The organism is Nonomuraea pusilla, from assembly GCF_900109355.1.
GTDB classification, from domain to species: Bacteria; Actinomycetota; Actinomycetes; order Streptosporangiales; family Streptosporangiaceae; genus Nonomuraea; species Nonomuraea pusilla.
Genome location: NZ_FOBF01000005.1, coordinates 490931 through 509777, shown reverse-complemented (window position 1 = coordinate 509777; position 18847 = coordinate 490931). Strand labels below are relative to the sequence as shown.

The window sequence follows — 18847 nt, the reverse complement described above, 5'->3', positions numbered from 1 at the left end:
ACCCGGTTTACCTCAAGGTATGGCTTCTTCACACGTTCCAACAAGGTCGAGGTATTCCTCCCGGGACAGGCGGTACGCCGCCATCCGTATGCCGTGGCGTTCGGCGAAGCGCTGGGCCGCGCCGGGGTCCCAGGGGCCGGGCAGGTGGTGCAGGGGGCGGTTGTCGGCGTCCAGGAGGAGCAGCCCGGCGAGGTCGTCGTACCGGTAGTGCAGCAGGGTGGCGACGCGGCCCTTCGACAGGTCGGCGAGGACGTGGCCGCGCTGGATGACCAGGAGCCTGACGCCCCGCTCGACCTTCAGGTACGGCCCGCCCGGCGGGCCGAGGATCCTGCCCCGCCTCACCTGCCACCGGTAGACGCGGCCGGTCACCGGACGCAACAGGATCAGGGCGGGGCTGAACGCCGCCGCCAGCCACTTGATGTCCAGGACGTCCAGGAGGAAACGGCCCACGGAGGCCAGGGCGCGCCAGGTGGCCCACAAGCCCTGGGAGGCGAGGTACGCCATGAGAGCGAGTCCGGCGAACCCGGCACCGACGGCGACCGGCCGGTGCCACCAGGCGCGGGGCCGGGCGGCCAGGCCGTGGACCCGCCGCCAGCCGGGAGCACGGCGCGCCAGCGCGGCCCGTACCTTGGGCGAGGGCGTGTGACTGGCGTTCACCATCGGGATCCCGGTTCTCCCTGAGAAGCGCCACGCTTTGGAGACGGGCCATTCGCCCGGCAGGTCGAGCAGGACGAGCCCGTCGGCGTCGAGCAACGCCAGCCCGCGCACCTGGGGCGACTGCCGGCGCCTGCCGCGTTGTCCCTGGAACGGGTGGCAGGCGTAGAGGTAGAGCGACGCCGGGGCGAGGCGCAGGTGCTCGCCGGTGGCGCCGTCGGTGACGGTGAGGGCCTGCCCGTCGAAGTCGATGGCCGTGGCGGGGCAGCGGGTGTCTTTGGTCGCACCGGCGACCGGAACGAGCTGATCGTCCATGAGTCCCCCTTGTCCGTCTACGACGAATAAAGGGAACGTAAAGTTTCCCCTGCCGCACCTCAGGAGCGGCAGGGGTCCAGGGGTGGCCTCCTGGCGCTGCACAGTGGCTAAGGGAAGGCCTCGTGGGGGTACGGCGGCTGCACGGTGGCTAACGGATGGCCTCGTGGCGGTGCGCGGTGGCTAAGGGATGGCCTCGTGGTGGTGCGCGGTGGCTAAGGGAAGGCCTCGTGGTGGTGCGCGGTGGCTAAGGGAAGGCCTCGTGGTGGTACGGCGGCCGCGCGGTGGCTAACGGATGGCCTCGTGGGGGTGCGGCGGCTGCGCTGCCTGGTCATACCGGGCGCGTACTGCCTGACGGCGGCACGCCGCTCCTCCCCGCCGTACTGCCCACCGCGTGGTCGGCGGACGGCGCCTCGACCGGTGCGGCCAGGCTCACCAAGGCCTCGTGGTCGTCGCGGATCTGTCAGCGGATGCGCGGGCGGCGGAATCGGTCGATAAGCGTTTCGGCAGGGCCTCCGAGGCGGCGCGAGGGCGGCGTGCTCAGGTGAGGACCTTCACCACTCCGGTGATCGCGAGCTGCAGCAGCGCCAGCGGCACCAGCCCGGCCCAGGCGAGCTTCTGGAGCTGGTCCTCGCGCAGCCGCGGGTACGACACCCGCAGCCAGATCACCACGAAGGCCAGCGCGAACACCTTCACGAGGGTCCAGATCCAGCCGGGCAGCAGCGGCCCGTGCCAGCCGCCGAGGAACAGCACGGTGGTCAGGAACGACAGCACCACGATGCCGACGTACTCGGTCAGCATGAACAGGGCGAAGCGCATGCCGGTGTACTCGGTCAGCGGGCCCATGATGATCTCGGACTCGGCGACCGGCATGTCGAACGGCGGTCGGCGCAGCTCGGCCAGGCCCGCGACGAAGAAGACGACGCCGCCGACGGCCTGCCAGGGCAGCCACCACCACTGCCACGCCTCGACGATGCCGGGCAGCGACAGCGTGCCCGCCGCCATCGCGACGGACGAGGCGGCCAGCACGAGCGGCAGCTCGTACGACATGAGCTGGGCCGCCACCCGCATGCCGCCGAGAAGGGAGTACTTGTTGGCGGACGCCCACCCCGCCATGACCGAGCCCAGCACGCCCACGCCCATGACGGCGAGCACGAAGAACAGGCCGAGGTCGAGGTCGACGGCGACCGCACCCCTGTCGATCGGGATGACGATCAGCACGACCAGGTACGGCACTAGCGCGACGCCCGGCGCGATCATGAAGACGCGGCGGTCGGCGGCGGCCGGGACGACGTCCTCCTTCTGCGCGAACTTGACGCCGTCGGCGATGAGCTGCGCCCAGCCGTGGAAGCGGCCGGCGTACATGGGGCCGAGCCTCGACTGCATGTGCGCCATGACCTTGTGCTCGGCCTGGCCGACGACCAGCGGCAGCACGAGGAACACGGCGAGGATGACCACGAGGCTCAGCACCACGTCAAGCATCGGGCGGCCCCCAGTCGGCGGGGACGCCGGGCGGCAGGGTGCGGCGGCGGCTCGGCGCGCCGTGGCCGGACTCGCCCGGCTCCTTTGCCCCCGGCCACGCCTTGGCGACCCGGGCGGCCAGGACGAAGTCCTTGCGCAGGGGGTGCCCCTCGAACCCGTCGGGCAGCAGGAGCGGCACGAGGTGGGGGTGGCCGTCGAAGACGACGCCGAACATCTCGTACGTCTCCCGCTCGTGCCAGTTGGCGCCGCGGTAGACGCCGACGGCGGTGGGCAGGCGGGGCTCGTCGCGCGGGACGCTGGTGCGCAGCAGCAGGCGCAGCCCGGAGCCGGGGTTGTAGACGTGGGCGACGACCTGGAAGCCGGTGGGAGGGTCGTCGACGCCGGTGAGCCAGTCGAAGAAGGCGCAGCCGAGGTCGTCGCGGGCGAAGGTCAGCAGTTCGATCCAGTCGGCGGGCTCGACGTCGACGGTGGTGTCGCCGTAGGACTCGGTGACGCGGGCGCGCTCGCCGAACCGTTCGCCGAGCCGTTCGGCCAGCGGGCCGGTCACGCCTCGGCCCCGGGGGCGCCGTACCGGTCGGCGAGCCGCTCGCCGGCGATCTTCTCCTGGAGCTTCATGATGCCGTGGAGCAGCGCCTCGGGGCGGGGCGGGCAGCCGGGGACGTAGACGTCGACGGGCACGATCTGGTCGACGCCCTTGGTGACGCAGTACGAGTCCCAGTAGGGGCCGCCGGAGTTGGAGCACGCGCCGAACGAGATGACGTACTTGGGGTCGGGCATCTGCTCGTACAGACGCTTGACGGCGGGGGCCATCTTGTCGGTGACGGTGCCCGAGACGATCATGAGGTCGGCCTGGCGGGGCCCGTTGGCGAACGGGATGACGCCGAACCTGATGAAGTCGTGCCTGCTCATCGAGGTGGCGATGAACTCGATGGCGCAGCAGGCGAGCCCGAAGTTGAACACCCACAGCGAATAGCGCCGCCCCCAGTTGAGCACGAAGCGCATGGGCTTGGGCGCCAACCTGGAGACCGGCCCGACCGTGGGCATCGGGAGATCCGCCATACGGCCATTCTCGCGCGGATCGCGGGTAAGGCAAGCTCGGCGCCTCTGGCGCCTCAGGTCCAGCTCAGGACCCGTTTGCGCCAGGCGTACAGGATGCCGAGGGCGATGAAGCCGAGGAAGACGAACATCTCGGCGAGCGTGGCGACGCCGTAGCCGGGCGCGTCGAAGACGGTGGCCCAGGGGAAGAGGAAGACGGCGTCGACGGCGAAGACGACGTACAGGTAGGTGAAGACGTAGTAGCGCACCTGGGACTGCGCCCAGCCTTCGCCGACGGGGTCGACGCCGCACTCGTACGTGGTCAGCTTCTCGGGGGTGGGCCTGCTGGGCCGCAGCAGCCGGTTGGCGAGGAGGGCTCCGGCCACGATCGCGACGCCGATGGCCAGCAGCGCGGCGACCAGCAGATAGGACCCGAAGTAGCCGTCCATGACGCGATGGTAACCCAGCAAAGGCTAACGCCCCATAGCCCCAAAACGGGGCAAACCCTAAGATCACCCCTATACCCTGACATTCATGCACAAAACGCGATTCTTGGCAGGAATCGCTCTGCTGGCCTCATCGGCCACAGGGTGCGGCCTCGCCGCGTCCGCGCACGAGCGGGACGTGGTGGTTCCTGCGGAGCCGACGATGATCGACTTCGTCGACCCCGCGACCGTCGCAGGACTGACGACGACGACGCTGGGCGAGGGCCACACGCCGGGCAGCGCGTACGTGCACATCGTCTACCCCGAACTGGCCGGGGCGCCCGCGCTCAACCAGGCGCTCAGGGACGACGCCAGGCAGCGGCTGCGCGTGTTCCGCGAGCACGCCGACGCCACCGCCCGCGGCCCACGCCCCGAGCTGAACGTGGACTGGCAGGTCGCCGCCGCCTCCTCCCAGGCGGTCGGCGTGCGGCTGCGCGCCGGCGAGTTCCTCGGCGCCGGCTGGACCAACTCCACGCGCACCCTCTGGTACGACCGCCGCACCGGCGCCGCCACCGGCTCCAGCGGGCTGCTCGGCGGCAAGGACGCGCTGCGCCGCCTCACCGCGATCGTCAAGGAGCAGCTCAAGCAGCGCCGCCCGCAGGTGGAGACCGCGGCGCTCAGCGAGGACGGCGAGCAGTTCGACTCGATGGCGTTCAACCGGGCCGGCGACCTGGTGGTGGAGTTCGATGACTGCCAGGTCGGGCCCTGCTCGCTGGGCCGCGTGGCCGTGGCCGTGCCGTCGGCCACCGCCGAGCCCCTGCTGTCGGACCTCGGGCGCAGGGCCCGCGAGGGCGTGGTGGCCGCCGCCCGGCGCGCGCCGCAGGCCGCCCCGCACGGCACGCCGGCCGCCACCAGCCCGCCCGCCGTCAGCAGGCGCGCCGGCTCGGTGAACTGCGCCGCCACCCCTTGCGTGGCGCTGACGTTCGACGACGGTCCTGGCCCGTACACCGGCAGGCTGCTCGACGTGCTGCGGCAGGCGGGGGCGCGGGCCACGTTCTTCGTGGTGGGCGCCAACGGCGCCGCGCAGCCGGGCCTGCTGCGCAGGATGAGCGCGGAAGGCCACCTGGTCGGCAACCACAGCTGGTCGCACAGGGACCTCACCAAGCAGTCCACCAGCAAGATCGCCGACTCGCTCGACCGCACGGAGGAGGCCGTGGCGGCGGCCATCGGGCAGCGGCCCACGCTCGTGCGCCCGCCGTACGGCGCGGTGGACGACGACCTGCGCTCCGTCGCGCGCAAGGCGGGCCTGTCGCTGGTGACCTGGAACGTGGACGCCGACGACCGGCCCGGCGACACGGCCAGGGCGATCGCCGACCGCGCCGTGGAGCAGGCGCGGGCCGGCGCGATCATCCTCCTGCACGACGTGCGGCCCGAGTCCGTGGACGCCGTCCCCGACGTGATCGGGCGCCTGCGCGCCCAGGGTTACACCTTCGTCACCGTGCCCGAGTTGTACGGCCAGGTCGGCATGCGGCCAGGGCGTCTGTACGCCTCCGGGTGAACGCCCCAGACACGGCACACGCCCGGCAGGGACGTATAGTTGGCCCTCGTGACCCGAACCGTCCTCTTCGCGCGCCTGCATGTCGATCTCTGCAGGCTCGCCTCCGGGCTGTGTCGTCGTTCTCGCACTTCACCCTGACGACCCGTCGCGTCGCCCACTTGCCCGGGGCCACTTCCCCAGGGTGGGAACGCGTGACCTTTCGAGGATCTAGCATGGAAAAAGAGAACGCGCCAGAAGCGACCGCGCAGTGGCGCGTCGAGGAGGACTGAGCTGTGACGAAGCAGGTCCAGCAACTCGACCGCGTGATCATCAGGTTCGCCGGTGACTCCGGCGACGGCATGCAGCTCACCGGCGACAGATTCACGGCGGGCACCGCCGAGTTCGGCAACGACCTTTCCACGCTGCCCAACTTCCCGGCCGAGATCCGCGCGCCCGCGGGCACCCTGCCCGGCGTGTCGAGTTTCCAGCTGCACTTCGCCGACCACGACATCCTGACGCCGGGCGACGCGCCGAACGTCCTCGTCGCGATGAACCCCGCCGCGTTGAAGGCCAACCTGGGCGACCTGCCGCGCGGCGCCGACATCATCGCCAACACCGACGAGTTCACCAAGCGCAACCTGCAGAAGGTCGGCTACGACGCCAACCCTCTGGAGGACGGCTCGCTGGCCGAGTGGCGCCTGCACGCCGTGCCGCTGACCTCGCTCACCGTCAAGGCGCTCGAAGGCTTCGACATCTCGAAGAAGGACGCCGAGCGGGCCAAGAACATGTTCGCCCTCGGCCTGCTGTCGTGGCTGTACCACCGGCCGACCGAGCAGACCATCGCGTTCCTCGAGCAGAAGTTCGCCAAGAAGCCCGACATCGCCAAGGCCAACATCGCCGCGTTCCAGTCCGGCTGGAACTACGGCGAGACCACCGAGTCGTTCTCGGTGTCGTACGAGGTGAAGCCCGCCCAGCTCGCGCCGGGCCTGTACCGCAACATCTCCGGCAACCAGGCGCTGGCCTACGGCCTGGTGGCGGCGAGCGTGCAGGCGAAGCTGCCGCTGTTCCTGGGGTCGTACCCGATCACCCCGGCCAGCGACATCCTGCACGAGCTGTCCAAGCACAAGCGGTTTGGCGTGCGCACGTTCCAGGCCGAGGACGAGATCGCCGGCGTGGGCGCGGCGCTCGGCGCCGCGTTCGGCGGCGCGCTGGGCGTGACCACGACCTCAGGCCCCGGCGTGGCGCTGAAGGCGGAGACGGTCGGCCTGGCGGTCACCACCGAGCTGCCGCTCGTCATCGTGGACGTGCAGCGGGCCGGGCCGAGCACCGGCATGCCGACCAAGACGGAGCAGACCGACCTGCTGATGGCGATGTTCGGCCGCAACGGCGAGTCGCCGGTGCCGATCGTCGCGCCGATGTCCCCGAGCGACTGCTTCGACGCCGCGATCGAGGCGGCCAGGATCGCGGTCAAGTACCGCACGCCTGTCATGCTGCTGTCCGACGGCTACCTGGCCAACGGCTCCGAGCCGTGGCGGCTGCCGGAGATCTCGGAGCTGCCCGACATCTCGCAGGAGTTCACCACCGCGCCCAACGGCGAGGACGGCCGGTTCCTGCCGTTCAAGCGCGACGAGGAGACCCTGGCCCGCCCGTGGGCCATCCCCGGCACGCCCGGCCTCGAACACCGCATCGGCGGCATCGAGAAGGCCGACGGCACCGGCAACATCTCCTACGACCCGAACAACCACGACCTGATGGTCAGGCTGCGCGCGGCGAAGATCGCCGGCATCGACGTGCCCGACCTGGAGGTCGACGACCCCGACGGCGACGCCAGGGTGCTGGTGCTCGGCTGGGGCTCGACGTACGGGCCGATCGCGGCGGCGGCGCGGCGCATCAGGCGCGAGGGCGGCAAGGTCGCCCACGCCCACCTGCGTCACCTCAACCCGCTGCCCGCCAACACCGGCGAGGTGCTCAAGCACTACGACAAGGTGCTGCTGCCCGAGATCAACCTCGGCCAGCTCGCGCTGCTGCTGCGGGCGCGCTACCTCGTCGACATCATCAGCTACAACCGCGTGCGCGGGCTTCCTTTCAAGGCCGAGGAGCTGGCCGGAGTCATCCAGGACGTGATCGACAGTGACTGAGCTCGTGAACGGGAAGGGCCTGTCGCTCATCCCCAAGACCGACGCCAAGCAGAGCCTGAAGGACTTCAAGTCCGACCAGGAGGTGCGCTGGTGCCCCGGGTGCGGCGACTACGCCATCCTGGCGGCGGTGCAGAGCTTCCTGCCCGAGCTGGGGCTGCGGCGCGAGAACATCGTGTTCGTCTCCGGCATCGGCTGCTCCTCGCGCTTCCCGTACTACCTGAACACCTACGGCTTCCACTCCATCCACGGGCGGGCGCCGGCGATCGCGACGGGCCTGGCCGCCTCGCGGCCCGACCTGTCGGTGTGGGTGGTCACCGGTGACGGCGACGCGCTGTCGATCGGCGGCAACCACCTGATCCACGCGCTGCGCCGCAACGTCAACCTCAACATCCTGCTGTTCAACAACCGGATCTACGGTCTGACGAAGGGCCAGTACTCCCCCACCTCCGAAGTCGGCAAGATCACCAAGTCGACGCCGATGGGGTCGCTGGACAAGCCGTTCAACCCGATCTCGCTGGCGATCGGCGCGGAGGCCACGTTCGTGGCGCGCACCCTCGACTCCGACCGCAAGCACCTGCAGTCGGTGCTGCGCGAGGCCACCGCGCACCGCGGCACGTCGCTGGTGGAGATCTACCAGAACTGCAACATCTTCAACGACAACGCGTTCGAGCCGATGAAGGACCCGGACGTGCGCGACGACATCACGCTGCGGCTGGAGCACGGGCAGCCGATCGTGAGCGCGTCCAAGGCGGTCGTGCGGGGCGCCAACGGCGGCATCCAGGTGGTGCCGCGCTCCGAGGCGAGCGAGCAGGACATCCTGGTGCACGACGCGCACAACCCCGACCCGTCGGTGGCGTTCGCGCTGTCGCGGCTGGACGAGCCGGCGTTCGAGCACGTCCCGGTCGGCATCTTCCGGCAGGTCGACCGCCCGGCCTACGACGTGCTCATGGCCGAGCAGCTCGACCAGGCGGTGGAGCGGCAGGGGCCCGGCGACCTGAGCGAGCTGCTCATGGGCGGCGACACCTGGCGCATCGGCTGACGTCCGCTTGGTTCGACGGGGCCCGCTCGGCGTGAGCGGGCCCCTTCCGCGTCCGGAGGTGGTCCGGTGGACTGGCAGGGCAGGCGGGTCCTCGTGACGGGGGCCACCGGCTTCATCGGCGGGCACCTGGCCAGGCGCCTGGCCGAACTGGGCGCCGAGGTGCACCCGGCGGGCAGGCGGCAGGCCGACCTGCGCGACGCGGGCGCGGCGGCGCGGCTGGTCCGCCAGGTCGCGCCCGACGTGGTGTTCCACCTCGCGGGCCAGGTGGACGGCGCGCGCGACCCCGGCGTGGTCAGGCCCACCCTCGACGGCAACCTCGTGGCCACCGTGAACCTGCTGGACGCCGTCGTGCGCTCCGGCTGCCGGGTGGTGCTCGCCGGGTCGAGCGAGGAGCCGCGTCCCGGCAACGGCCACTGCCCGCCGCCGTCGCCGTACGCGATGGCGAAGGCCGCGGCCTCCGGGTACGCCGAGCTGTACCGGCGGCTGTGGGACCTGCCGTACACGATCGTGCGGCCCACCATGGTGTACGGGCCGGGCCAGCGCGACACCTCGAAGGTGGTGCCGTACGTGACGCTGGCGCTGCTGCGCGGCGCGACGCCGCGGCTGACCAGCGGCGCCAAGCCCGTGGACTGGGTGTACGTCGAGGACGTCGCCGAGGCGTTCGCGCTGGCGGGCGCGAGCGAGCGGGCCGTCGGCGCGGCGTTCGACGTGGGCACGGGCACGACGGTGCCGGTGCGGGAGGCGGTCGGGCTGCTGTACCGGATCGCCGGCGAGGAGTCGGAGCCGCCGTTCGGCTCGGCGCCGGACCGTCCGCTGGACGTGCCGCAGGCCGCCGACCCCGGCCCGGCCAGGGAGCTGCTCGGCTGGGAGGCGCGGGTCCTGCTGGAGGAGGGGCTGCGCAGGACCGTCGCCTGGTTCTCCGCGCTCAGGGCGTGATCTTGTAGATGTGGTAGGAGTACTCCTGGGCGAAGGAGTCGGTGAACGCGCCGCCCGAGACGGGCACCCGCCGGTTCTCGAAGAGCACCTCCACGTCCCGGACGGCGAGGCCGCGCGGCAGGGTGAAGGTGCGCGCGCCGGGCGTGGTCCCCGCGCCGGTCATCGCGAACACGTAGAGGGAGCCCTTGTACTCCTTCAGCATCGTGTCGAGGCCCTGGCCGAAGTCGTGGACGAGCGACTGGGTGTTGAGCACCGGGGCGAGCTGCCTGATCTGCCGGTTGACCTCGATGACGGCGGGCCTGGTGCGCGCGCCGCAGGAGTCGCGCAGGACGTGCTGGCTCTGGCACGGCCCGCCGAAGCTGTGGTTGAAGTAGACGACGCCCCTCGCCTCGTGGATGAGGGAGTTCATGACGGCGCCCTTGAGCTCGGCCGCCTCGATGGCGCGGGTGTCCTCGGCGGCGGGCCGGCCGACCTCGACGAACGCGTAGACGGGCTGCCTCCTGCCGTCGGCGGCGTCGAGCTTGCGCAACCGGTCGATGATCATGCCGTAGTTGGCCGCCCTGCGGCACTGCGCGGCCGGGATCCTGAGCCAGCTCTGCGCGTCCTGGCAGGCGTAGAGGCTGGTGTACCAGTAGACGTCGAGCGAGACGAGGTCGGTGTAGTCGTTGACGAACCTGCCGGCCTGCCGGTCGTTCTGCCAGATCATGACGCCCTTGCCGTAGTTGGCGTAGTGCGGGCGGCCGTCGCCCTTCGGCAGGCGGTCCTTCAGCGTCCTCATCACCGTGTAGCCGCAGCGCTCCTTGTGCGGGTCGTCGGGGACGCACAGCGGGCCCTCGCCGGGGAACCTGCCGGTCCAGCCGTCGTCGCCGGGCCCTGCCCACATGTCGGCCTCGTCGGTGATGAGCCAGGCGACCGTCTCGGCGCCGTGGCCCGGAAGGGGCCTGCTCGGGATCGCGAACATGCCGTTCCGCCTGATCAGCGCGAGGTCGCTGGTGTCGGTCAGCTCCACGTAGGTGTTGACGCCCGCCTCCTTGTCCTTGTCCACGTCGCCCTGGCCGGTCACGGACTCGTACCAGACGCCGACGGGGAAGAACGACGGGTCGGACCAGCCGGCGGCGGCCGTCGCGGGGAAGCGCGCGTAGTAGGCGGGGCCGCCCTCCCAGGGGACGCGGGGCAGACCGGAGGCGGGGGCGGGCCCGTCCCCGCGCGACGAGGAGGGGGACGTCCGCGGCGCGGCAGGCGACTCGCCCGGCGGCGTGCCGAGCGCCGACCACGCCAGGATCCCCGCGGCGAGCAGGCCGGCCACGGCCAGCACCGGGCGCGTCGCCCGCATCAGCCCTCCCCCTCCGCCAAGGCCATGAGCTCGGCCGCCCGCGACGACCAGGACGCGTCCAGCACGGACGCGCGCAGCTCCTCCGCTGGTCTCGGCCCGCCCGTCTCCAGCGTGACCCTGACGGCCGCGACGAACCGGGCGGGGGACGGCGCCCGGATCACCCGGCCGGTGTAGGCGGCCAGCTCGGCGAAGTCCGTGCTGACGACGGGAAGCCCCAGGGCCAGGTACTCCTTGAGCTTGATCGGGTTCGAGTGCCGGATCCAGGGGTTGTCCAGCCACGGCATGATCGCCACGTCGAAGCCCGACCCGTACGCGGGGATGCGCTCGTACGGGCGGAAGCCCAGCCAGTGGACGTTCGGGTACTTCGTGAGCCGGTCCATCGGCGCGGTGGCGTCGCCGATGAGCACCAGCGACACGTCCGGCAGGGCGGCGGCGAGCTGTTCGAGCAGGTCGAAGTCCACGACGAAGTCGTCGAGCGCGCCGAAGAAGCCGACGCGCGGCCCAGGGATCGCGGCGAGGTCGGCGGGCAGGTCCGAGGTGCGGGTGAAGTGCTCCAGGTCCACGCCGTGGTCGAGGAAGTGGGCCCGGCCGCCGGTGAGCGGGCGCTCCTCCTCCATCAGGGCCCTGCTGACGTACACGACGCGGTCGGCGCCGCGCAGCAGCCCGCGCTCCAGCGCCTCGATCGTGGCCCGGTCGGACTCGGGGAAGGCCGAGTGCCGGTCGGAGCGGTTGAACACCAGCGACCGCCTGGCCAGGGGGCGGACGACGTCCCAGGCGGTGGGGATGGTCACCACGAACACCGGGCGGCGCAGGCCGAGCGCCAGGCACACGGCCCTGACCTGGGCCCGTACCAGGGCGGCGCCGGCGCGGCGGAGCAGCGGCGAGCCGTAGAACGGCAGCGGCAGCGGCGACATGACGTGGAAGCCGGGCTGCGGCTCGCGCAGGAACCTGGCGACGCTGCCCAGCTTGCGCAGGATGCGCCGGGCGACCTGCGTGGACCTGCCGGGCGTCGGCATGCGCATGCCGATGCTGTTGACGACCAGCACCCTGCGGTGGGCGGCGATCGAGCGCATGAGCTGGAAGTCCGAGTGCGCCCGGTTGTGGTACCACCAGTCCTGCGCGGAGAAGCACACGTAACCCGGCGGCTCCGGCGTGCCGGGAGGTCTCGCCGGCCAGCGCCGCGGCGGCCACAGCGCCCGCAGCGCGGCCCGGTGGCGGGCACCGCCCGCGCGGCCCCTGGCGGCGGCCCGCAGCGCCTCGTTGAGCGTGACGGCCAGCCTCATCGCCAGGGCCCGCGCCCGGCCGTGGCGCTCCCTGTGCAGCCTGACCCGGTTCGCCGCCGACAGCGCCCACAGCCCGCTGGACGTCTCCTGCTCGCCCCCCAGGTGGACGGCGACCGCGTCCGGCGTGTAGCGGACCTCGAAGCCGAGGTCGCCGGCCCGCAGCAGGTACTCGGTCTCCTCCGAGTACAGGAAGTAGCGCTCGTCGAGGGGGCCCGTCGCGTCGAGGCAGCGGCGGGAGACCAGCCAGGCGGCGCCCGTGGCCCACGCGGCCGTGCCCGGCCTGGCGTACGACTCCGGCGCGACGACCAGCTCGCCGAGCGGGGCGTGCCGTCCGGCCCGGTGGCCGCCGAGCAGCGCCTCGCCGAGCGCCCGCAGCACGGTGGGCCGCCGCCGCAGCGAGAGGTGGGTCGTGCCGTCCTCGCCGGTCAGGCGGGGCACGGCGACCCCCGTGCCGGGCACGTCCAGGGCGGCGCGCAGCGCGGCGATCGCGCCGGGGGCCAGCCTGACGTCCGGGTTGAGCACGAGGACGTCGCAGCCGGGCGCGGCGGCCACGCCCGCGTTCACGCCCGCCGCGAACCCGGCGTTGCGTCCCGTCGCGACCACCTCGACGTCCGGCATGGCCTCGCGGGCGCGGGCGAGCGTCGCGTCGGCGGAACCGTTGTCCACCACGATCACGCGGGCGCCGCCCGCGCCCGCCCTGGGCAGCGAGCGCAGGCAGTCGCCGATCACCCGTTCGCTGAAGTACGTGACGATCACTATCGCGAGCATGCGGTCGTGGCCTCTCAGGATCGACGGTCGCGGCCTGCCCTCACGAGGAGCGCGCGGGTGACGCGGGAACGGACGAGAAGAGCACGGGCGAGGAGCGCGCGGGCGAGCAGCGCGACGGCGAAGGGGGCGTCGTCGCGCAGGTAGCGGCGGGCCAGGCGGCGCGGTTCCAGCACGAGCCTGTGCAGCCACTCGCCGCCCACGCGCTGCAGGGCGGCGGGGGCGCGGCGGAACCGCCCTGCCGCCATCGCGATGCCGGCGCCGCAGCCCAGGTACCAGGCGCGGGGGTGCGCGGCGCGCAGGTCCTCGATGAGCCGTTCCTGCTTGGGGAAGCCGAGACCGACGAGCACCAGGTCGGGACGGGCCTCGGCGACGCGGCGCACGGCCTCGCGCCGCCCGTCCCGGTCGGCGTCGAAACCGAACGGCGGCGCGTGCGTGCCCGCGACCCGCAGCCCCGGGAACCGGCCGGCGAGCGCCCGCGCGGCGGCCTCGGGCACGCCCGGCTCGCCGCCCAGGAGGTAGACGGAGCGCCCGTCGCGGGCGGCGCGCCGCGCCAGGGTGTGGACGAGCGACGCGCCGGTCACCCGCTCGGGCAACCGGACGCCGGCCAGGCGTCCCGCCCACACCACCGGCATGCCGTCGGCGACGACCAGCTCGAAGCGGGCGACGAGGGCGGCGAGCGCGGGGTCGCGGGTGGCGGCCCTGACGATGTCCACGTTGGCGGTGACGATCGCGCCTCCCTCGCCACGCGACCAGCCGAGGGCGACCTGCTCGGCGACGGCCGCCTCGGTGACGGCCATGACCTCGATCGCGCCCACGCGCACCCGCGACGGTGCGCCGGGTCCTGATGCACCCGGCCCTGATGCACCCGGCCCTGATGCGCCCGGCCCTGATGCGCCGGGTCCTGATGCGTCAGGTTCCGATGCGCCGGGCGCCGTCAGGAAGGGATCCGCCGGAATGTCCTCGCTCCTTTTCCTGGCCGAGCCCCCAGTCATCCCGACCTTTCGCCTGATAATCGATATGGGCGGAAATTGCGTTACCGCTGGGCCTGGCCGGGCGCGGCGACGATCCGCGACCATGGCGGCATGAGAGTGGAACGAGGCACGCTCGACGGGGTCCTGATCTTCCACCCCACGCCGCACCACGACGACAGGGGCCTGTTCACGCGCACGTTCGACGCGGCCGTGGCCGCCGCCCACGGCCTCGACCCCGCCGCCTTCATCCAGGACAGCCAGTCGCGCTCCCGCCTCGGCACCGTCAGGGCGCTGCACGGGCGCTCAGGACGCGGCGAGGCGAAGCTCGTCAGGTGCGCCCGCGGCGCCGTCCACGACGTGCTCGTCGACGCCAGGCCCGGCTCGCCCACCTTCGGGCAGGCCATGAGCGTCGTCCTCGACGACGAGGCGTTCGCCCACCTGTACGTCCCGCCCGGCCTGCTCCACGGCTACCAGGCGCTGACCGGGCAGGCCGACGTCTGCTACCGCATCGACAGGGAGCACGACCCGGCCGAGGACGTCTCCGTCCGCTACGACGACCCCGACCTCGCCATCGCCTGGCCGCTGCCCGTCACCGCGATCAGCGGGCGTGACCTGTCGGCGGGCTCGTGGAAGGACCTGCGCCGCCGTCTCGGCGCCTGAGACGCGCCTCCCTGTGACGCGCCTCCCCCGGGCGCGCCTCCCCGGGGCGCGCCTCCCTGAGGAGCGCCCCCGCCGCGCCCACCAGCAGGAACGACAGCCCCGTCACCACCGCGTACGAGCGCAGGTCGAACGTCGCCGACCCGATCAGCGGCACCACCAGGCAGGCCGCGAGCGTCAGCCCGAGGTCGCGGTCCACCGGGCCCGCCGCGAGCCGCCTCGCCCGCAGCGCCGACCAGATCCCCGCCGCGAACAGGCCCACGAACGCCGCCAGGCCGATCAGCCCCGTCTCGACGGCCGTCAGGATGTACTGGTTGTCGAAGACGAGGTACTTGGGGGCGTACCAGGTGCCCAGGCCGCGGCCCAGCCACGGGTGCCTGGCGATCTCGGTGGCGGCGGTGGCGTAGTCCATCGTCCGCCAGCGCAGGCTGGAGTCGGTCGAGATCGTCGTGAACAGGTTCACGATGGCGCCGAGCACGCCCGGCACCGCCACCTTCACCGCCGCCAGGAACAGCAGCATCGCGCCCGCGGCCAGCAGCCGCCGCACCCGGGGCCAGCCCACCAGCAGCACCGCCGCGGCCCCCGCCAGGCCGACGAAGGCCGAACGCGACACCGAGAAGACCATCCCCGACGCGATCAGCGCCGCGCACACCCACCAGCGCAGCGACGGCCGGCCCTGCTCCCTGGCGCGGAAGGCGAAGTGCAGTGCGATCGGCAGGATCATCGCGCACACCACCGCGAACTCGATCGGGTGGCCCGTCGTGGCGGCCACCCTGCTGAGGCCGTTGCGCTCCAGGATGAACAGCTCCTGCTGCGTGTAGCGCAGGCCCGGCAGCACCATGTACGCGGTCGGGTCGAACCTGACCAGGAACTGCACCGCGCCGATCACGCCCAGCACGGCGCCCATCACCGCGACGCTCTTCAGCACCAGGTCCAGCCGGTCCCTGCCGCGCACGCCGTCGACCACGAGCAGCACCACGCCGATCATGGAGGTGGCGGTCACGGCCAGGTGGTCGGCGAGGTCCAGCTCGTCCCTCGGCAGGTAGCCGGCCGTCGCGTACGCGTACGTGGCGAGCAGCGAGGCGGCGTACACGAAGACGGCGGTGCGGACGAGGGTGCGGCCCTTGGCGGCGCCGAGCGTGTCGGTGAAGTGCGCGCACAGCCACCACACCATGGCGAACAGTCCGACGGCCTCGGCCGGCGTGATCGCGAACGACAGCCCGCGGAAGACCAGCCGCGCCGGGACGATCATCAGGATCACCACGAACACGACGGCCACGGTGGCGCCGTCGGCGCGGTGCGGCCGCGTCGCCCTGCGCGGGGCCGCCTGGAAGGCCGCCCGCGGCGGCGCCTGGGGCTCGGACTGAGGCTCGGCCTGGGGCGTGACCGTCATCGCCGCAGCGCCAGCGGCTCGTCCCGGCCAGGCGGAGCGCCCGGTGGCAGGGGGTCGGGTGGAACGGTCCCCTCGCGCCTTCGGCGCAGCGCCGCCGCCACGCTCTCGGCGGCGAACCCGGCCGTCAGGCTGCAGAACAGGCCGAGCACCAGCACGGCCGCCGCGGTGCGGCTCTTGCCCCCGCGCTGCTCCTGCGGGCTGGTCGGCGGCACCATCTCCGTCAGCCTGATGTACGTACTCGGCGGCGCCTGCAGCAGCCGCTGCCGCGCGGCCAGCTCCTGCTTCGCCCGTGCCACGATCTTCGTGACCAGCTCGCGCGCGGCGACGGGCGACGGGCTCTTCGCCTCGATGATCACGAACGGGCCGCTGGCCAGCAGCTCGGGGTTGGAGCTGCCGTTGTTGACCGTGTACGTCGTCAGGCCGCCGGGCGGGGCCCCGAGCTGCGCCGCCGTCTCCGGCGCGCTGAGCGTCTGGAGCAGGATCGACGCCGACACGTTGAGCGCGCCGTCGTAGTTCAGCAGCGGGTTCGTACGGGGGTTCGGGTAGGCGGGGTCGACGGGAACGCTCCCGCCCGTCACCGGGATGGTCAGCACGAGCACGGCGTTCGACTGGTACATCGCGGGGATCCTCAGGTACACCGCGAACGAGACGCCGAGGGCGAGCAGGAACGCGGGAATCGTGACGTACCAGCGGCGGAAGACGACGCGGACGGTCCCCCAGAAGTCCAAGACACGTCCTTCCTCAGCGAATTCGTGCCTCCCCAAGAGCATCGGACCACCAGGTACTCGGCGTTACCGGGATATTTGTAACGGGCCACAGAAGGGGGGCGATGATCCTCGCGGGGCACTCCGACGGCAACCAGGGTGGGGAGCACCAATGCAGAGAGTGCGCAGCTTTGCCTTCCGCCGCGACCAGCTCCTCCCGCTCGCCGACAGCCTGCGGGAGACCTTCAACGCCGCCACGCCGTTCCGGCACGTGGTCATCGACGACTTCCTGCCGCCCAGCGCGCTGGAGCCCGTGCTCGCCGAGTTCCCCGAACCCCGCGACGTCGAGTGGCAGCGCTTCGACAACGCCAGGGAGATCAAGCTCGCGCTCGCCGACACCGAGCGCATGGGGCCCGCCACGCGGCACCTGCTCGCGGAGTTCAACGGCCAGGTGTTCGTCGACTTCCTCGAACGGCTCACCGGCATCGAGCACCTCGTCCCCGACCCGCACTACGACGGCGGCGGCCTGCACCAGATCAAGCCGGGCGGCTTCCTGAAGGTGCACGTCGACTTCAACCGGCACCGCAGACTGAACCTCGACAGGCGGCTCAACGGCCTGCTCTACCTCAACAAGGACTGGGAGGACTCGTACGGCGGGCACCTCCAGCTCTGGAACAGGGACATGACGGCGTGCGAGCACCGGATCCTGCCGGTGTTCAACCGGTTCGTGCTCTTCGCCACCACCGACGACGCCAACCACGGCCACCCGGAGCCCCTGGCCTGCCCGCCGGACCGGGCCCGGCGGTCGATGGCGCTGTACTACTACACCAACGGCCGGCCCGCCGAGGAGGCGGCCGACGAGCACGACACCCGGTTCAAGCAGCGGCCGGGCGAGACCTGGAGGTCCAGCCTGCGCCAGACGGCCAGACGCTGGCTCCCCCCAGCCCTCCTCGACCTCGCCAACCGCCGCACCACCTGACCGTTCGGTCCGGTGACGAGGGGGCGGGAGGCGGGTCAGCGGGCGTTGAGGCGGACGACGTCGATGGGGCCGGTCTCGTCCAGGTCGGTGAGCGCCGGGGGCGGCGTCACACCGTTCCCTTGGCCGTCAGCGTCACCGGGCGTCCGGCCGTTCCCCTGGCCGTCGGCGTCGTCGTTGCCGTCGCCGGGCGCGGTCCGGGCGGGCTCCGGTAGCGCCACCGCCGGGGCCGCCGAGGCCGCCGGGGCCTCCGGAGCCTCCGGGGTGAGGATGAGCTTTCTGCGTTCCACGGCGTAGGCGGTGCCCAGGCCGGCCAGCAGGCCGAGCAGGGCCCCGCCGACCGCGCCCTGCAGCTTGGCCGTCAGGTCCGACTCGGGTGGGAGCCGTACGACGTCCTCCACCTGCACGAACGTGATCGGGTGCGCCTTCAGCTCGTTCTGGCGGTCCTCCAGCTCCTCCTTGAGCCGTTCCTCGGCCGCTCCGAGCACCTTGGACGCGGTGGCCGGCGAGTCGCTCTCGACCTGCATGTAGATGAACGGCCCCGTGGTGCCGACGCCGAGGAGCTGCGGGTTGCTGCGCCCGTCGTCGATCGTGAGGTCGGTGGGGCCGTCCTCGGTGACGCCGAGCGAGGTGAAGACGTCGGTGGTGTTCATGGCCAGGATGAGGATGCTGGCGGTGGTGCGCAGGTCGTCGGTGAACTGCAGGAGGGGGTTGGTCTGGGCGACGGGCTTGGTCCTGTCGATGGAGCCGCCGCCCGACGGGGTGACGAGCACCATGGAGGCGCTGGTGACGTACCGTTCGGGAAGCAGGGCCCAGCCGGCTGCGGCCAGGGCGAGAGTGAGCGCGAACACCGGGATCGCGACGACCTTCCGGCGGGTCAGGCCGAGAATGGTCTTCCAGAACTCCATGTGTCCCCCGCCCTTGACCCGAAGCAACGGGGCGCAGCCAACCCCCGGGAAAACCGTTCCAATGTGGACATCGCGCTTTCCTCGGCGGCTGTTACAGGGACTGTTACGCCAGGCGGGCGCGCCGCGATAGATCCGACGGGGGCCGAGTCGCGGCCGTGACGGGGGCAGGGGTGGGCCGGTGGACTCCTCGGCGGACGAGCTCTCGGACCCGCGACCGGGCCCCCCGGCGATCCAGGCGACCGGGCGCGAAGAGACGACCGGGTGCGAAGAGGCCGCCGCCCGGGAGGACGCGTCCA

Annotated in this window: 18 protein-coding genes; 7 read left to right on the top strand and 11 right to left on the bottom strand. The window is 72.4% G+C overall.

The window, feature by feature from the left end; all coding sequences use genetic code 11:
• Positions 1 to 12 precede the first annotated feature (12 nt).
• From BMX74_RS14210 to BMX74_RS14190, 5 genes are all read right to left on the bottom strand, one after another.
• Positions 13 to 969, bottom strand: coding sequence for a hypothetical protein (locus BMX74_RS14210; protein WP_091100669.1), 957 nt, complete (start codon positions 967 to 969; stop codon positions 13 to 15).
• A 537-nt stretch (positions 970 to 1506) separates the two neighbouring features.
• On the bottom strand, positions 1507 to 2448 hold the full coding sequence (gene nuoH, locus BMX74_RS14205) for an NADH-quinone oxidoreductase subunit NuoH (RefSeq protein ID WP_055504727.1): 942 nt from the start codon (positions 2446 to 2448) through the stop codon (positions 1507 to 1509).
• On the bottom strand, positions 2441 to 2995 hold the full coding sequence (locus tag BMX74_RS14200; protein WP_055504726.1) for an NADH-quinone oxidoreductase subunit C: 555 nt from the start codon (positions 2993 to 2995) through the stop codon (positions 2441 to 2443). Before BMX74_RS14200 ends, nuoH begins: the two co-directional genes overlap by 8 nt.
• A complete protein-coding gene (locus tag BMX74_RS14195; protein ID WP_055504725.1) occupies positions 2992 to 3507 on the bottom strand; it encodes an NADH-quinone oxidoreductase subunit B in 516 nt (171 codons plus the stop codon). The genes BMX74_RS14200 and BMX74_RS14195 overlap by 4 nt, the downstream gene beginning before the upstream one ends.
• A gap of 53 nt (positions 3508 to 3560) precedes the next feature.
• The gene (locus BMX74_RS14190; RefSeq protein WP_091100666.1) at positions 3561 to 3932 is read right to left on the bottom strand and encodes an NADH-quinone oxidoreductase subunit A; all 372 of its coding nucleotides are present in this window, start codon (positions 3930 to 3932) and stop codon (positions 3561 to 3563) included.
• An 85-nt stretch (positions 3933 to 4017) separates the two neighbouring features.
• Here BMX74_RS14190 and BMX74_RS14185 point away from each other — a divergent pair, with 85 nt between their 5' ends.
• The 5 genes from BMX74_RS14185 to BMX74_RS14170 all read left to right on the top strand — a co-directional run bounded on the left by BMX74_RS14185 (position 4018) and on the right by BMX74_RS14170 (position 9558).
• Positions 4018 to 5466 carry a polysaccharide deacetylase family protein gene (locus BMX74_RS14185; RefSeq protein ID WP_082535138.1) on the top strand — a complete coding sequence of 483 codons (1449 nt, stop codon included), beginning with the start codon at positions 4018 to 4020 and terminating at the stop codon, positions 5464 to 5466.
• Positions 5467 to 5514: 48 nt separating this feature from the next.
• On the top strand, positions 5515 to 5604 hold the full coding sequence (locus BMX74_RS46630; RefSeq protein WP_350669203.1) for a putative leader peptide: 90 nt from the start codon (positions 5515 to 5517) through the stop codon (positions 5602 to 5604).
• A 134-nt stretch (positions 5605 to 5738) separates the two neighbouring features.
• The gene (locus tag BMX74_RS14180; protein ID WP_091100665.1) at positions 5739 to 7583 is read left to right on the top strand and encodes a 2-oxoacid:acceptor oxidoreductase subunit alpha; all 1845 of its coding nucleotides are present in this window, start codon (positions 5739 to 5741) and stop codon (positions 7581 to 7583) included.
• Positions 7576 to 8622, top strand: a complete 1047-nt coding sequence (locus tag BMX74_RS14175; protein WP_055504721.1) for a 2-oxoacid:ferredoxin oxidoreductase subunit beta — start codon at positions 7576 to 7578, stop codon at positions 8620 to 8622. The genes BMX74_RS14180 and BMX74_RS14175 overlap by 8 nt, the downstream gene beginning before the upstream one ends.
• 66 nt (positions 8623 to 8688) lie before the next feature.
• Positions 8689 to 9558 (top strand): NAD-dependent epimerase/dehydratase family protein, encoded by an 870-nt coding sequence (locus BMX74_RS14170; protein ID WP_082535137.1) that lies wholly within the window; start codon positions 8689 to 8691, stop codon positions 9556 to 9558.
• Here BMX74_RS14170 and BMX74_RS14165 read toward each other — a convergent pair.
• Genes BMX74_RS14165 through BMX74_RS14155 form a run of 3 tightly spaced genes read right to left on the bottom strand, consistent with a single transcriptional unit; the run spans position 9548 to position 13757 of the window.
• Positions 9548 to 10891 (bottom strand): hypothetical protein, encoded by a 1344-nt coding sequence (locus BMX74_RS14165; RefSeq protein WP_091100662.1) that lies wholly within the window; start codon positions 10889 to 10891, stop codon positions 9548 to 9550. The two genes, BMX74_RS14170 and BMX74_RS14165, sit on opposite strands and share 11 nt — an antisense overlap.
• Positions 10891 to 12942 (bottom strand): glycosyltransferase, encoded by a 2052-nt coding sequence (locus BMX74_RS14160; protein WP_091100660.1) that lies wholly within the window; start codon positions 12940 to 12942, stop codon positions 10891 to 10893. Before BMX74_RS14160 ends, BMX74_RS14165 begins: the two co-directional genes overlap by 1 nt.
• Positions 12943 to 12956: 14 nt before the next feature.
• Positions 12957 to 13757 carry a WecB/TagA/CpsF family glycosyltransferase gene (locus BMX74_RS14155; protein ID WP_256256943.1) on the bottom strand — a complete coding sequence of 267 codons (801 nt, stop codon included), beginning with the start codon at positions 13755 to 13757 and terminating at the stop codon, positions 12957 to 12959.
• A 267-nt stretch (positions 13758 to 14024) separates the two neighbouring features.
• Between BMX74_RS14155 and BMX74_RS14145 the strand changes: the two genes are divergently transcribed.
• Positions 14025 to 14573, top strand: coding sequence for a dTDP-4-dehydrorhamnose 3,5-epimerase family protein (locus BMX74_RS14145; RefSeq protein WP_055505402.1), 549 nt, complete (start codon positions 14025 to 14027; stop codon positions 14571 to 14573).
• Here the strand turns inward: BMX74_RS14145 and BMX74_RS46275 are convergent.
• Together BMX74_RS46275 and BMX74_RS14135 are read right to left on the bottom strand one after the other, a co-directional pair.
• Positions 14512 to 15963 carry an O-antigen ligase family protein gene (locus tag BMX74_RS46275; protein WP_091100655.1) on the bottom strand — a complete coding sequence of 484 codons (1452 nt, stop codon included), beginning with the start codon at positions 15961 to 15963 and terminating at the stop codon, positions 14512 to 14514. The two genes, BMX74_RS14145 and BMX74_RS46275, sit on opposite strands and share 62 nt — an antisense overlap.
• Positions 15960 to 16691: a hypothetical protein gene (locus BMX74_RS14135; protein WP_055504717.1), complete on the bottom strand. Its 732-nt coding sequence runs from the start codon at positions 16689 to 16691 to the stop codon at positions 15960 to 15962. The genes BMX74_RS46275 and BMX74_RS14135 overlap by 4 nt, the downstream gene beginning before the upstream one ends.
• A gap of 148 nt (positions 16692 to 16839) precedes the next feature.
• On the opposite strand from BMX74_RS14135, the gene BMX74_RS14130 reads away from it, so the two are divergent.
• Entirely contained in the window at positions 16840 to 17646 is an 807-nt protein-coding gene (locus tag BMX74_RS14130) for a 2OG-Fe(II) oxygenase (RefSeq protein ID WP_091100652.1), read from the top strand.
• Between the two features lie 35 nt (positions 17647 to 17681).
• On the opposite strand, the gene BMX74_RS14125 is transcribed toward BMX74_RS14130, so the two are convergent.
• Positions 17682 to 18551 (bottom strand): hypothetical protein, encoded by an 870-nt coding sequence (locus tag BMX74_RS14125; protein ID WP_091100650.1) that lies wholly within the window; start codon positions 18549 to 18551, stop codon positions 17682 to 17684.
• Positions 18552 to 18847: the final 296 nt, after the last annotated feature.